Source organism: Cellulophaga algicola DSM 14237 (assembly GCF_000186265.1).
In the GTDB taxonomy this organism is placed as follows: Bacteria; Bacteroidota; Bacteroidia; order Flavobacteriales; family Flavobacteriaceae; genus Cellulophaga; species Cellulophaga algicola.
This window is the reverse complement of record NC_014934.1, coordinates 3,315,798-3,329,664: the sequence shown is the minus strand read 5'-3', so window position 1 is coordinate 3,329,664 and position 13,867 is coordinate 3,315,798. Positions and strand designations below refer to the sequence as shown.

Genomic DNA, 13,867 nt, shown 5'->3' with positions numbered 1-13,867 from the left:
TAAAATCTACACAAGGCAGATTAAGATTATGACAAATAAGACTATTTAGTCTTACCTTCCATTTTATCTTTTAACGCTTGTAACGCTTCATTAGCATCTCCTAAAGTAGGTTTTGCTTCATCAGCTTGAGCAGCAGCTTTCTTAACAGCAGCTTTTACATTACGTTGTTCTTCAGCTTTGAATATAGCAGTATGACTTGCTACAACTCTCTTGAATTCTTTATTGAACTCAATGATTTTGAATTCAGCAGAATCACCTTTACCTAATTTAGAACCATCTTCTTTTTCTAAATGACGTGTTGGTACAAATGCTTGAATATCCTCGTTGAAATCAATAGTTGCTCCTTTATCAACAACCTCACCGATAGTACCAGTGTGAGTTGTGTTTAAAGCAAATTCAGTTTCGTATTTATCCCAAGGATTATCTGTAGTTTGTTTGTGACCTAAAGATAATTTACGTCCTTCAACATCTAACTCTAATACTTCAACTTCTAATTTATCACCTACAGTTACAAATTCTGATGGATGCTTAATTTTCTTAGTCCAAGATAAATCAGAGATATAGATTAAACCATCAATACCTTCTTCTAATTCAACAAAAACACCAAAGTTTGTAAAGTTACGTACGATACCTGTGTGCTTAGAAGCAACTGGGTATTTAGTAGTAATATCAGTCCATGGATCTGGAGTCATTTGCTTGATACCAAGAGACATCTTACGATCATCACGATCCATAGTTAATACTACAGCTTCAACCTCATCACCTACTTTTACGAAATCTTGAGCAGAACGTAAATGAGTAGACCATGACATTTCAGAAACGTGAATTAATCCTTCAACACCTTCAGCAACTTCGATAAATGCACCGTAATCAGCAATAACGACTACTTTACCTTTTACTTTATCACCAATCTTAATTTCATCAGATAAAGCTTCCCAAGGATGCTTCTCTAATTGCTTAAGACCTAATTGAATTCTTGATTTATTATCATCAAAATCAAGGATTACAACATTTAATTTCTGATCTAACTCAACAACCTCGTTCGGGTGGTTAATTCTAGACCAAGAAAGGTCAGTAATGTGAACTAAACCATCAACACCACCTAAATCAATAAACACACCATAAGAAGTAATGTTTTTAACAACACCTTCTAATACTTGTCCTTTTTCTAGTTGACCAATGATTTCTTTTTTCTGTTCTTCGATATCAGCTTCAATAAGCGCTTTATGAGAAACAACAACGTTTTTAAATTCGTGGTTAATTTTCACTACTTTGAATTCCATAGTTTTACCTACGTACTGATCGTAATCTCTAATTGGCTTCACATCAATTTGAGAACCTGGTAAGAATGCTTCGATTCCGAAAACATCTACAATCATACCACCTTTAGTTCTACACTTAACAAAACCATTAACGATTTCTTCTTTATCGTGAGCAGCATTTACTCTATCCCAAGCCATGATAGTTCTGGCTTTTCTATGAGATAATACTAATTGACCACTTTTATCTTCACGAATGTCGATAAGAACCTCAACTTTATCACCAACTTTTAAATCTGGATTGTAACGAAATTCATTCAGTGAAATAACACCTTCTGATTTTGCGTTAATGTCGATAATAGCTTCACGATCTGTAATGTAAACTACAGTACCTTGAACTACTTCTTCATCCATTGTATCTACAAAGTTTTCAGCAACTAGTTGCTCAAACTCTTGAAGTTTGGCATCATCAACTTGCTCAATACCTTGCTCGTACTTTGTCCAGTTAAAATTTTCTAAAAATTCTTGAGGGTCTTGTACAGGTGCCTGTACTTTTGCTTCAACAGCTTCCACTGCTTCTGCTTGTTTTTTTTCTTCAGCCATTGCTGATTAATAATTTGTATTCTATAGTACCTACTAAGAGTTAAAACGTGCACTACAAAAGATTATACATTGTTTTTTATAAACATCCCCTTTTCCTCTTAATATCACTTGCTTAAAAAAGGTGTGCAAAATTAATCATTTTTTCAAAAGTACGCAAGCTAATCTACTAACATAAAATACAATAGCGCAAAACTATATTTTTAATAGGCAGTTTATATTATTATTTATACTAAATTTTGTATATTTAAGTTATTAAATTAACTATTAAAATATATAAACATGAGCGTAAAAGCTAAATACCAAGGCGTTTTAAATCTTGGAGAAGAATTAGGAATTAAAAATGGTGACGTTTCTGAAGCAGGTGGCGTTTTAAGCATAAAAGGTGAAGCAAATACTCCTTACGAAAAAAACCTTATTTGGGATAAGATTAAAGAAATTGGTGGCGAAAATGCTGCTGATGTAAAAGCTAACATTTCTGTTGCTGATAGTTCTGTATTCCACAGACATACGGTTAAAGGAGGAGAATCTTTAAGTAAGATTGCCAAACAATATTACGGTGATGCTATGAAATACACGAAAATTTTTGAAGCAAACACTGGGGTTTTAAAAAGTCCAGATGTTATACATCCAGATCAAGTATTAGTGATTCCTAACTTATAAAAAAGGAATTCTATTAAAACAAAAAAAGGCGCTCCATGAGCGCCTTTTTTATTGTTTATCTATTACCCTTTGAGAGTAATTTAAAATTCGTTCAAATTGTTCTTCAAGTCCCATGTCACTATTATCAAATTCAATAGCATCATCGGCTAATTTTAACGGGGAGAATTCTCTATGTGAATCCGTATAGTCTCTTTGTTCTACATTTTTAAGAACCTCTTTAAAAGTCACCTTATCTCCTTTATCTAATAATTCTTTATACCTCCTTGTAGCTCTTTTCTCTGCGGAAGCAGTCATAAACAGCTTTAATTCTGCATCAGGAAAAACTACAGTACCAATATCACGGCCATCCATAACAATACCTTTCTCTACTCCCATTTTCTTTTGCATATCTACCAACTTGTAACGCACTTCTTCGATGGTGGCAACTTGACTCACATTTCTAGAAACTTCAAGTGTTCTAATCTCCTTTTCTACATTTTCATTATTCAGATACATCTCTGCAAAGCCTAGCGCATCATTGTACACAAATTTTAAATTAATTTTAGGCAGCAATTTAACTAGTGCACCAATATTAGTATTTTCAGTACCTACAAAACCATTACGCATAGCAAATAATGTAACAGCTCTATACATTGCGCCTGTATCTACATAAATATAGCCCAATGATTTTGCCAATTGTTTCGCTATCGTACTTTTTCCTGTAGATGAAAACCCATCTATTGCTATTGTAATTTTTTGCATGTAATAAAATTAAAAAGAAATGTTTAGTTCTCTCCCTATGTTATGATTTATTTTAGAAAAAAAGGATGGCTATTGTAAAAATAACCATCCTTTGGAATTTAATATTGCCTAATGCTTTTATAACTTTTTGGCATTTTTAACTTTCTGATTCGTAATCGCTAGCGCTACCACTTCATGCATTTCTGTAACATAATGAAAAGTTAATCCTTTTAAGTAGTCTGCTTTTATTTCCAGAATATCTTTTCTATTTTCCTCACACAAAATAAGCTCTTTGATACGTGCACGTTTTGCTGCCAAGATTTTTTCTTTAATTCCACCTACAGGTAATACCTTTCCTCTTAGCGTAATCTCTCCTGTCATTGCCAAACTTTTCTTTACCTTCTTTTGTGTAAACAAAGAAACTAATGAAGTAAGCATAGTAACTCCTGCACTTGGACCATCTTTAGGTGTTGCTCCTTCTGGTACGTGAATATGCACATTATATTTTTCAAAAACATCTGCATCAATACCAAATAAATCACAATTAGATTTTATGTACTCCATGGCAATGGTAGCAGATTCTTTCATAACCTTACCAAGGTTACCTGTAATGGTTAAATTCCCTTTACCTTTAGTTAAGATAGATTCTATAAATAAAATATCTCCGCCTACGCTTGTCCAAGCTAAGCCTGTAACAACTCCTGCTACATCATTATTTTCATACTTATCACGTTCCATACGTGCAGGACCTAATATGGTCACGATATCTTCATTGGTAAGCTTAAGATCATGCTCTAATTCCATCGCTATATTCTTAGCGGTATTACGGACAACTTTTGCTATTTGCTTCTCTAAACCACGAACTCCAGATTCTCTGGTATATCCTTCTACAACTTTTTCAAGTTGCGGTTTCCCTACCTTAAGATCTTTCTCAGAAAGACCATGCTCTTTAAGTTGCTTTGGCAATAAATGTCTTTTTGCTATTTCAACCTTTTCCTCGATCGTATAACCACTTACAGGAATCATCTCCATACGGTCTCGCAATGCAGGTTGTATATTACCAATATTATTTGCTGTGGCTACAAACATTACTTTAGAAAGGTCATACCCCATTTCTAAGAAATTATCATGAAACTCACTATTCTGCTCTGGATCTAAAACCTCCAGCATTGCTGACGAAGGATCCCCTTGATTGCTGTTTGATAATTTATCAATCTCATCAAGAATAAAAACAGGATTAGATTTTCCTGCCTTTTTTAAGCTTTGAATAATACGTCCTGGCATAGCTCCTATATACGTTTTTCTATGCCCGCGAATTTCAGCCTCATCACGAAGGCCCCCTAAAGACATACGTACATATTCTCTTCCTAAAGCTTCTGCTATAGATTTACCTAATGAAGTTTTACCAACTCCGGGAGGTCCATAAAAACATAAGATTGGAGATTTCATATCATTTCGCAATTTTAACACTGCCAAATATTCTATGATTCTTCGCTTTACATCTTCTAATCCGTAATGATCTCTATCTAATATTTTTTGCGCTCTTTTTAAATCAAATTTATCCTTTGAAAAATCATTCCAAGGCAATTCTAAAAACAGCTCTAAATAGTTACGTTGAATGCTGTATTCCGCTACTTGCGGATTCATTCGTTGAATTTTAGAAAGCTCTTTTAAGAAATGTTCATTAATTTTTTTGCCCCATTTCTTCTTTTTCGCCTTATTACGCATTTCTTCAACCTCCTCTTCATACGAACCACCACCCAATTCTTCTTGAATAGTTTTCATCTGCTGGTTTAAGAAATACTCCCGTTGTTGCTGATCTAGGTCGGTGCGAACTTTAGATTGGATGACATTCTTTAATTCTAATTTCTGAAGCTCTACATTCATATACTTTAACATTGCTAAAGCACGCTCTTGCAAGTCTGGTATCTCTAACAATTCTTGTTTAATCTCTACATCTACACTTAAGTTAGAAGAAACAAAATTTATTAAAAATGAATCACTTTGAATGTTTTTTATAGCAAATGAGGCATCACTCGGAATATTAGGATTATCCTTGATAATTTTTAAAGCTAATTCTTTAACCGATTCAATGATCGCCAAAAATTCTGGATTCAAAGGATCAGGTCGTACTTCTTTAGCTTCACGAACAGTAGCCGTCATGTATGGTTTTTCTGTTAGCACTTCTGCCACTTCAAAACGTTTTTTACCTTGAATAATTACCGTAGTATTACCATCTGGCATTTGTAAAACACGTAAAATTCTTGCTACTGTTCCTAAGGTATTTATATCATTAATGCCTGGATTCTCAACATTCTCATCTTTCTGAGAAACAACACCAATAACTTTGGTCCCATTATTTGCATCTTTTATTAAAGCAATGGAAGAATCTCTACCTGCCGTTATAGGAATAACTACACCAGGAAATAATACCGTATTACGCAAAGGTAATATAGGTAATGTTTCTGGCAGTTTTTCACTATTCATTTCTTCCTCATCTTCTGCAGTTAAAAGAGGTATTAACTCAGAATCCTCATCGATACCTTGTAGCGACATATTGTCAAAATTTGAAAATTTAGAATTTCCCATAGTTATATTTCGGTCATTCTGTCACCGAAGTGCAGAAATCTGTTTAAAATTTAATATTTAAGATAGGCTATAAACCTTAATAACTAGTGGCGTTATTAAGGACAGCAACTTTTTTTCAAGTATAAAAAGCAATTCTTATGCCAACACATAAAAAATAATTTAAAAAAAGTGTAACATTACACAAACAGAATCATCATTACTACAAAACAACCATTTTTTGAGCCACAAAAAAGAACATATTGATACCTTGTTACATTTGTGTTTAAACGGGAGACAAAGCGCACAGCTAGAAGTTTACAATAGATACTATAAAGCAATGTTTAACACTGCCGTGAGAATTGTAAAAGATAGCGCCCTTGCAGAAGACGTCATGCAAGATTCGTTTTTAAGCGCATTTACCAAATTAGAATCTTTTAAAGGAGAAGTTGCCTTTGGAGCTTGGTTAAAACGCATTGTAATAAACAACAGTATCTACCAGTACAGAAAACAACTAAAGAAAAATGAAGTTGCACTGGACGATATTATATATAAGGTCGAGGATAACGACGGAATTGCCGCTGATTATGTGTTTACGGAACAAAAGGCTCAAAAAGTGATGGAAACCATGAAACAGTTAAAAGACAATTACAGAATTTCTTTGACCTTACATTTAATAGAAGGGTTTGATTATGAAGAAATAAGTACAATTATGGATTTAAGTTATGCAAATTGTAGAACTACCATATCAAGGGCGAAAGAAAGCTTACGTAAAAAATTAATGGCCAGTTAAGATGAAGAAGGACAATATAGACGATTTATTTAACCACCTCAACAGTGGTTGGGATACAGAAGAGCCAAGTCAAGGACATGAACTGCGGTTTTTAGAAAAACTAAATACAAGTAAAGATGTAAAAAGCCTACCACCAAAAAAAGGAAATACAATTAAGTTTCTTTTCATTGCAGCAAGCTTCTTACTCATTTTTGGATTAGGCTTTCTATTCATTAACCAAAACCACTCTATTAACGAACAAGTCGTAAAAATATCACCAGAAATATCAAACACGGAATTTTACTTTGCCAATGTTATTGAACAAGAAATAAAGAAATTGCAAAATGAAAATTCACCAGAAACAAAAAAAATAGTTGATGACACCATGATTCAACTATCCAAATTAGAAAAAAATTATAAAAGCATAGAAAGAGATTTAATCAATGGCGGCAACAGTAAATTAATACTTAGTGCTATGATAGTTAACTTTCAAACAAGAATAGATTTACTAGAGGATGTTTTACAACAAATTGAAGTAATTAAAAATATCAAAAAAAACGAACATGAAAATACAATTATATAATTATACACTCGTACTAATGTTCTTATTGCCTTTTAGCCTCATAGCTAACAATGGCATTAAAGGCAAACACACTAGAGAAAAGACAATTAAAAAAGAGTTCACTGTTAACAGCGATGCCTTATTAAAAGTTTCTAATAGTTATGGAAATTTAAATATTACTTCATGGAACGAAAACAGAATTGTTATTGAAGTACACATTTCTGTGAATGGTAATAATGAAGAAAAAGTATCTGGTAAGCTTGATGAAATTACGGTAGCTTTTGAAGGAAATAGTAGCTTAGTCTCTGCGAAGACTTTATTTAACGAGCATAAAGACGGCTGGGATTGGGGCTGGGGAAACAATAGCAACGTAAACATGCAAATAGATTACAATATTAAAGTTCCTGTAAAAAATAACATACACCTAAACAATGACTATGGCAGCATTACTTTAGATAGAATAGATGGTCATGCAAAAATATCTTGTGATTACGGACGCTTAGAAATTGGTGAATTACACGGTAGAAATAATGAACTGAATTTTGATTATACCTCAAAATCTACCATTGGCTACATTAAAAGCGGAAGAATAAAAGCAGATTACTCAGGTTTTACCATTGATAAAGCAGAAGATTTAGATATTAACTCTGATTATACAAACGGAACAATTACTAAAATGCAAAATTTAACCTATCATAATAATTACGGAAAAATTGAGGCTAACGAAGTAAATAATGTAGATGGTAATGGAGATTATATTAACGTTAAACTTGGAACAGTACATGGCAATGTAAACATCACCTCTGATTATGGAGGCATACAAATAGCAAATATGGCTGCAGATGCTAATAATTTAAATATCCGTTCTGATTATACAGGAGTAAAAATTGGCTATAGCCCTGGTTACCATTTCAATTTTGAAATAAGCACAGAATATGCAGGTGTAAGTGGAAAAGATGATTTTGAAATCAATGTAAGTAGAGAAGAATCTAGTGAAAAATTCTACAAAGGCTATTACGGGAATTCATCTAGCCCAAATAGAATGAATATTACCAGTGATTACGGGGGAATTTCATTCACCAAAAACTAATATACAATCAGTCATAAAAAGAACAAAAATCATGAAAAATTTATTTATTGCAGTCTTATCACTTGTAACAATTACCTCCTGCTCTGCGCAATGGGGTAAAAAAATTAAAGGAAATGGTGTTTTTAAAACTATAGAAAGAGCTACCGAAGATTATGATTCAGTATCCATATCTGGATGGTTCGATGTAGATTTAGTCGCTGGAACTGAAGGCGAAATAACACTTACGGGAGAAGAAAATCTTTTAGAATACATCGTTACAGAAATAAAAAATGGTCAACTTGTGGTTAAAGTAGAAGACCATAAAAACCTACAGCCATCTAAATGGAAGAATAGTATAAAAATAACTATCCCTGTAGAAGCGATTGAAGCCCTTTCACTTTCTGGTTCTGGAGATGTTATTGGTAAGAAAACTTTAAAAACAGACCGATTTAAAATGACCATGTCTGGATCAGGAGACATATCATTGAGTCTGGAAGCCAATACTATCTCTGCAACAATGTCTGGCTCTGGAGATATGGAATTAAAGGGGAGTACAAATGATTTTAAAGCTACTATTTCTGGCTCTGGAAATATAAAAGCATATGAATTGGAAGCCGATAATGTTAAAGCTACTATTTCTGGTTCTGCAGATATGCAAGTGGTAGCCAATAGAAGTCTAAAAGCCCAGGTTTCTGGCTCTGGAGATATTAGCTACAAAGGAAATCCTGATAAATTAAACACCAAAATATCAGGATCTGGTAGTATTTCTAAAAGATAAGCATCAAATAAAAATCGGATTGTCTAAAACCTCTTTTAATTAAGAGGTTTTTCTTTTGGCACTCTAAAAAGTAAAATAATCCCGGCTAGAAAAAATACAAACAAGAATAAAATAGCATAGCGCATATTACTAACTTGATCTACGACTGCAAAAATTACCATTCCGATAACAATACCAATTTTCTCTGCGACATCATAGAAACTAAAATACGAAGTAGTATCGTCTGTCTCTGGCAAGAATTTAGAATAAGTAGAACGCCCTAAAGATTGTACGCCTCCCATAACCAAACCTACTAATCCTGCCGCAATATAAAATTGCATTGGAGTAATCATAAAGAAGGCGTAAAAACACAAGCACAGCCAAATAAAGTTAACAAAAATCAAGGTCCTTATATTCCCGAATTTTCCAGATGCTTTAGAGGTTACATACGCACCCAGTACGGCCACCAGTTGAATAACCAAAATGCTAATAATAAGTCCGGTTGTTTTCTCAGAATCTGTAGCCCAACTTATTTCTTTTTCTCCAAAATAAACCGCCATTAACATAATGGTTTGTACCGCCATACTAAACACAAAAAATGCGCCTAAATAACGTTTTAATCTTTTATTTTGCTTTAAGTTATCCCACACTAGTCCAAGTTCTTTTAGACCGTTGAATACAACCGACTTTGTTATTTTATGTCCTGTAGATACTCCTTTTGGCAATACATAAAAGGTATACTGACTAAATAGTGCCCACCAAATACCCACCGTAATAAAAGAAATTTTCATGGCTTCAAATTTAGCTAGGTTAAGTGATTCTTCTGTTTCACCAACATCAAACCCAAACATTTCTGGCATCATTACCATCGCTAAATTTAAAACTAACAAAAGCACACTTCCTATATACCCTAAAGAAAAACCTTTAGCACTAATACTATCTTGCTGGTGCTCAAAAGCAATGTCTGGTAGGTAAGAATTATAAAAAACCAAACTCCCCCAATACCCAATCAAGCCCATAAAATAAAAGAACATACTTAAATGAATATAGTCTAAGCTAAACCAGTACAAACCCATACAACCTATACTCCCTACATAGCAGAAAAACTTCATGAACATTTTCTTATTCCCTACATAATCTGCAACTCCTGATAAAATAGGAGATAGTATCGCTACGGTTAAAAAGGTAAAAGCAGTAACTATAGATATTAATACTGTAGGCTTCATTTCATAACCAAAAGCACTTACCAACTCATCTGAAGACGCAAATAAGGCGGAATAAAAAATCGGAAATATGGAAGAGGCTATTGTTAAGGTATATACTGAATTAGCCCAATCATAAAACGCCCAGGCATTTAATAATTTTTTACTCCCTTTTTCTGCTTGAATTTTTGCCATGGTTGTGTTGGTAGTTTTATTTTTTACATAAAAAAAGCTGTTCTTTAAAAAGAACAGCTTAATATATTACTTAATATTTAAATTTCACTACAATTATTTAAAACTAGTGACACCAAATTTAGCCGCTTCAGCTTTTGCTTCTGGCGCCCAAACGGTTAGATTATTTATTCTTGTATCATTAGAAGGGTGGGTACTCATAAATTCTGGAGTAGTTGAGGCACCACTATTTGCTTTCATTCTCTTCCAAAGCTCTGCAGCTTCGTCTGGGTTATAGCCCGCAATTGCCATAATTTGCAATCCTATTTTATCAGCTTCTGTTTCATGACCTCTACTAAAAGGCAGCATTCCTAAAACATTAGAACCCGCACCATAATATTGATTAAATAACCCCAAAGATTTTTCATCTTTAATTGCTACATTACCAACAACTGCACCTATTTGCTGACCATAACTAGCGGTCATACGCTGTGCTCCGTGATCTGCTAATGCGTGAGCAACTTCATGCCCCATTACTACTGCTACTCCTGTTTCACCTTGGCAAATTGGCAATATTCCTGTATAGAAAACAATTTTGCCTCCAGGCATACACCAAGCATTTACCGTTTCATCTTGCACTAAATGATATTCCCATTTATAATCATCTAAATACCCTGGGTATCCATTTGCGGTTAACCAACGTTCTGCCGCAGAGGCAATACGTTGTCCTACGGTTGTAATCATCCTAGCATCAGCAGTATTCTCAACTGTTTTATTTTCTGTTAAAAACTGGTCATATTGAGCGAATGCTGTTGGGAAAATTTGACTATTAGGAAATGCATTTAACATTTTCTTTCCCGTAAACGGGTTTGTTTTACAAGCAGATACGCCTATAAATATTGCAAGAATTAAAATAATTTTTTTCATAATAATATTTTTAATCGCTTAAAGAATTCAACCTTAAGAGGTTACGCATAAAGCATATTCTTTAATATAGTTAATGTTTAGAGGTTAAAATTACGAAAAATTAGCTGCCTAATAATTGTAATGTTGTAAATTCTTTTGGGACCTCAATACAATTGTTTTCCAACAATTTTACAGCATCTAAACTCACCTTTTCACTATCTATTAAAACAGCTTCTATAGTAAAAGGCAAACCGTGTAATTGCATCTTTATAGTTTCATAAGATGTTATAAAAGAACCATCTTTAAATTGCTGAATGATCAATTCATTCTCCTTACCATTTAATTTAAAATTACGGAGGCTATACCTTCCTTTTTTATAATCAAAACCATCTTGAGCATCTTCGTAAACTGTAGAATTTTCTACTCCCAATTTAAAATACACATCTACCAATAATTCTAAAACTTTTAGCTCGCCAACATACTGTTGAACAGGATATTTAGGAATCATTGCACCTTCTTTTATAAACATAGGAATCTTGTCTATATCTGCTACTACCCATTTTTCCATTCCTCCCTTAATCACTTCCCCATTCCAGTAATTATACCATTTACCTCTAGGTACATACATTCTTCGTCCTTTAGAATTTGGCTCTTGTATTGGGCAAACTAAAATTTGTTCTCCAAATATAAACTCATCTGTTCTAAAGTGTGTTTGAGGATCCTCTTGGTCGTACATTACCAAAGCACGAAGCATTGGTAAGCCTTCTTTAGAATATTTGTAAAACATGGTATATAAATAAGGCAACAATTGATACCTTAACTCTATATATTTCCGAACAATGTCTGTAATTTCTTCCCCAAAAGACCAAGGCTCTTGATCGCCATGATCTCCACTAGAATGCACTCTACAGAATGGATGAAAAATACCAAGTTGCACCCATCGAGCAAATAACTCGCCATCTGGCTGTTCTGCAAATCCACCAATATCTGATCCTACAAACGAATATCCACTTATACACATGCGTTGCATTTGTACATTGGCTAGCCATAAATGTTCCCAAGTAGCAACATTGTCGCCAGTCCAGGTACACGCATAACGCTGTGTTCCTGCATAGGCCGCTCTTGTTATGACAAAAGGGCGTTTGGGATATACGTGTTTTTTAACACCATTATAGGTTGCCCTAACCATTTGCATACCATACACATTATGCGCTTTTCTATGGGTACTTGGGTGGCCATCATAATCATGACGCGTATCTAACGGAGCTGTTTTGGATGGCACCTCCATCACGGCAGGTTCATTCATATCGTTCCATACAGCATGAACGCCTATATCTGCCATGAACTCTTTATACAGCTCTGCCCACCATTTTCTAACTTTAGGATTTGTAAAATCTGGAAAATTACACTCCCCAGGCCAAACTTTACCATGCATATAAGGTCCATCACCTCTTTTACAGAAGTAATCTTTTTCCATGGCTTCTTGATAAATCCAGTAATCTCTATCAATTTTAATTCCCGGATCTATCATAACTACTGTTTTAAAGCCATCTTCAGCCAAATCAGCAATCATTTTTTTAGGATCTGGAAATAGTTTTTTATCCCATGTAAAACACCTAAAGCCATCCATATAATCTATATCTAAGTATAAACCATCGCAAGGAATTCTAAGGTCTCTAAATTTTTGTGCTATTTCTTTTACTCTACTCTCTGGAAAATAACTCCATTTAGATTGCTGGAAACCTAAGGCCCATAAAGGTGGTAATTCTGGTGTGCCTGTTAAATCTGTATACAAACGCACCACTTTCTCCATAGTTGGCCCATAGATAAAATAGTAGTTCATCTCCCCTCCATCTGCCCAAAAACTAGTAACATGTTTCTTCTCGTGAGCAAAATCAAAATGTGTTTTAAAGGTATTATCAAAGAAAATACCGTAAGCTTTGTTATCTGTTAACCCTACATAAAAAGGAATTGCTTTATATAAAGGGTCTTGGTCTTTACCATAAGCATATTGATCGGTGACCCAATTCTCTACGCGCTTACCTTTTAAATTTGAATGTGTTGCTTTATCACCCATACCGTAATAACTTTCGCCAGTACGGGTTATTTTACTCATTTTTACAATATTGCCCCCATATTCATAATTCTCCTCCCAATGAAAACCCAACTCATCTTCACAGATGATATTTCCTTCAGGATCAGATATTTGAGTGCGTAGTGTTTTCTTATCAATAAGAATATTCATTCTTACTGTTGAAATTATATATTCCGTAGGTGTTTCACGAATATCTAATTCATTATATCCCCTTAATGCATTTTTATTTAAAGCATAAGAAAAATCTGGTTCAAAATTATGATCTGTTGCATACCTAAAACGGATCATACTATTTCTTAAAACTGTAATCTGGAGGATTACTCCATTGGCAGTTGTGAAATATATTTTATCGGTATCCTGTTTGAAATCTACAATTTCATTCGGATATAAATTTCCTTTATATTCAAGCTCTGTATTCGTAATCATAGCTGATCGAAATTATTTATACTGACAAAAAAAAGATATTATGCGCAAATAATAAAACTATACTTTACCCAATTACAAACTATTACGTTATAGTCATGTT

At 33.8% G+C, this 13,867-nt stretch carries 11 protein-coding genes; 5 read left to right on the top strand and 6 right to left on the bottom strand.

The window, feature by feature from the left end:
- Window positions 1–41 precede the first annotated feature (41 nt).
- Window positions 42–1,862 (bottom strand): 30S ribosomal protein S1, encoded by a 1,821-nt coding sequence (gene rpsA, locus CELAL_RS14420; protein WP_013551630.1) that lies wholly within the window; start codon window positions 1,860–1,862, stop codon window positions 42–44.
- Between the two features lie 279 nt (window positions 1,863–2,141).
- Between rpsA and CELAL_RS14415 the strand changes: the two genes are divergently transcribed.
- On the top strand, window positions 2,142–2,522 hold the full coding sequence (locus tag CELAL_RS14415; RefSeq protein WP_013551629.1) for a LysM peptidoglycan-binding domain-containing protein: 381 nt from the start codon (window positions 2,142–2,144) through the stop codon (window positions 2,520–2,522).
- Between the two features lie 48 nt (window positions 2,523–2,570).
- Here the strand turns inward: CELAL_RS14415 and cmk are convergent, their stop codons facing one another.
- Together cmk and lon are read right to left on the bottom strand one after the other, a co-directional pair.
- On the bottom strand, window positions 2,571–3,263 hold the full coding sequence (cmk, locus tag CELAL_RS14410) for a (d)CMP kinase (protein ID WP_013551628.1): 693 nt from the start codon (window positions 3,261–3,263) through the stop codon (window positions 2,571–2,573).
- A 117-nt stretch (window positions 3,264–3,380) separates the two neighbouring features.
- Window positions 3,381–5,831 (bottom strand): endopeptidase La, encoded by a 2,451-nt coding sequence (gene lon / locus CELAL_RS14405; RefSeq protein ID WP_013551627.1) that lies wholly within the window; start codon window positions 5,829–5,831, stop codon window positions 3,381–3,383.
- Window positions 5,832–6,048: 217 nt separating this feature from the next.
- Here lon and CELAL_RS14400 point away from each other — a divergent pair, with 217 nt between their 5' ends.
- The 4 genes from CELAL_RS14400 to CELAL_RS14385 are packed head-to-tail and all read left to right on the top strand — an operon-like array spanning window position 6,049 to window position 8,988.
- On the top strand, window positions 6,049–6,600 hold the full coding sequence (locus CELAL_RS14400) for an RNA polymerase sigma factor (protein WP_013551626.1): 552 nt from the start codon (window positions 6,049–6,051) through the stop codon (window positions 6,598–6,600).
- Between the two features lies 1 nt (window position 6,601).
- A complete protein-coding gene (locus CELAL_RS14395; RefSeq protein WP_013551625.1) occupies window positions 6,602–7,162 on the top strand; it encodes a hypothetical protein in 561 nt (186 codons plus the stop codon).
- Window positions 7,143–8,231, top strand: coding sequence for a DUF4097 family beta strand repeat-containing protein (locus CELAL_RS14390; protein WP_013551624.1), 1,089 nt, complete (start codon window positions 7,143–7,145; stop codon window positions 8,229–8,231). Before CELAL_RS14395 ends, CELAL_RS14390 begins: the two co-directional genes overlap by 20 nt.
- A 31-nt stretch (window positions 8,232–8,262) precedes the next feature.
- The gene (locus CELAL_RS14385) at window positions 8,263–8,988 is read left to right on the top strand and encodes a head GIN domain-containing protein (RefSeq protein WP_013551623.1); all 726 of its coding nucleotides are present in this window, start codon (window positions 8,263–8,265) and stop codon (window positions 8,986–8,988) included.
- Between the two features lie 35 nt (window positions 8,989–9,023).
- Here CELAL_RS14385 and CELAL_RS14380 read toward each other — a convergent pair whose 3' ends face one another.
- The 3 genes from CELAL_RS14380 to CELAL_RS14370 all read right to left on the bottom strand — a co-directional run bounded on the left by CELAL_RS14380 (window position 9,024) and on the right by CELAL_RS14370 (window position 13,767).
- A complete protein-coding gene (locus tag CELAL_RS14380) occupies window positions 9,024–10,364 on the bottom strand; it encodes an MFS transporter (RefSeq protein ID WP_013551622.1) in 1,341 nt (446 codons plus the stop codon).
- A gap of 93 nt (window positions 10,365–10,457) precedes the next feature.
- A complete protein-coding gene (locus CELAL_RS14375) occupies window positions 10,458–11,267 on the bottom strand; it encodes a M48 family metallopeptidase (RefSeq protein WP_013551621.1) in 810 nt (269 codons plus the stop codon).
- Window positions 11,268–11,367: 100 nt separating this feature from the next.
- Window positions 11,368–13,767, bottom strand: a complete 2,400-nt coding sequence (locus tag CELAL_RS14370; protein WP_013551620.1) for a glycoside hydrolase family 31 protein — start codon at window positions 13,765–13,767, stop codon at window positions 11,368–11,370.
- Window positions 13,768–13,867: the final 100 nt, after the last annotated feature.

What these genes read in the sequence shown, in the direction of transcription:
- rpsA (WP_013551630.1), bottom strand. Translation starts at nt 1,862, where the DNA reads ATGGCTGAAGAAAAAAAACAAGCAGAAGCAGTGGAAGCTGTTGAAGCA.
- CELAL_RS14415 (WP_013551629.1), top strand. Translation starts at nt 2,142, where the DNA reads ATGAGCGTAAAAGCTAAATACCAAGGCGTTTTAAATCTTGGAGAAGAA.
- cmk (WP_013551628.1), bottom strand. Translation starts at nt 3,263, where the DNA reads ATGCAAAAAATTACAATAGCAATAGATGGGTTTTCATCTACAGGAAAA.
- lon (WP_013551627.1), bottom strand. Translation starts at nt 5,831, where the DNA reads ATGGGAAATTCTAAATTTTCAAATTTTGACAATATGTCGCTACAAGGT.
- CELAL_RS14395 (WP_013551625.1), top strand. Translation starts at nt 6,602, where the DNA reads ATGAAGAAGGACAATATAGACGATTTATTTAACCACCTCAACAGTGGT.
- CELAL_RS14390 (WP_013551624.1), top strand. Translation starts at nt 7,143, where the DNA reads ATGAAAATACAATTATATAATTATACACTCGTACTAATGTTCTTATTG.
- CELAL_RS14385 (WP_013551623.1), top strand. Translation starts at nt 8,263, where the DNA reads ATGAAAAATTTATTTATTGCAGTCTTATCACTTGTAACAATTACCTCC.
- CELAL_RS14380 (WP_013551622.1), bottom strand. Translation starts at nt 10,364, where the DNA reads ATGGCAAAAATTCAAGCAGAAAAAGGGAGTAAAAAATTATTAAATGCC.
- CELAL_RS14375 (WP_013551621.1), bottom strand. Translation starts at nt 11,267, where the DNA reads ATGAAAAAAATTATTTTAATTCTTGCAATATTTATAGGCGTATCTGCT.
- CELAL_RS14370 (WP_013551620.1), bottom strand. Translation starts at nt 13,767, where the DNA reads ATGATTACGAATACAGAGCTTGAATATAAAGGAAATTTATATCCGAAT.